Genomic DNA, 526 nt, shown 5'->3' on the forward strand with positions numbered 1-526 from the left:
CTAATTAACAGGACAAATTACAGTTGGTTTTTGCTCCTGCGTCGCTTATTTTAACCAACTGAAATTTGCCCATTATTAGGGCGTTATGTTTAAAGAATTAGTTTACACTTGAATTGATATTTTATCGGTAATAATCAAAGGAGATCTACATGGAACACGTTCAACCTTCAATATTTAAATTAAATAATGATATGCGTTATACGATAAGTAAATGGCTAATAACTTTAGCAACGATTTATTGCCTTATCCAAACACATTGGGATTTAAAAGTGATTGGATTAGGGGGGCATTTTTTAAATAATGGCTCCTTTCAATGTGCTTTGCTATTTATTGTCATTGGGTACTTAAACTCTATAAGACATAAAATTAAGACACCGAGTTAATTTAAACATAACAAGCAAATAAACAAGGACTAAAAACAGCGGGCTGTTCGCTTCGCTCCATTTTAGCCCACTATTTTTAGCCTGTTATTTGGGCGTTAGACGGTAACCCCCAGTGTGGTGTTTTTGGATACCATTGTGGAAAT

1 protein-coding gene is annotated in these 526 nt (G+C 34.0%); it reads left to right on the forward strand.

Annotated elements, in window-relative coordinates:
* The first annotated feature begins 149 nt into the window (after window positions 1-149).
* A complete protein-coding gene (locus AC27G3_RS18205; RefSeq protein ID WP_487124059.1) occupies window positions 150-383 on the forward strand; it encodes a hypothetical protein in 234 nt (77 codons plus the stop codon).
* The last annotated feature ends 143 nt before the right edge of the window (window positions 384-526 follow it).

It is taken from the genome of Colwellia sp. SU-HH01217 (genome assembly GCF_057543495.1).

Coding starts and splice junctions, on each gene's coding strand:
- AC27G3_RS18205 (WP_487124059.1), top strand. CDS start 150: ATGGAACACGTTCAACCTTCAATATTTAAATTAAATAATGATATGCGT.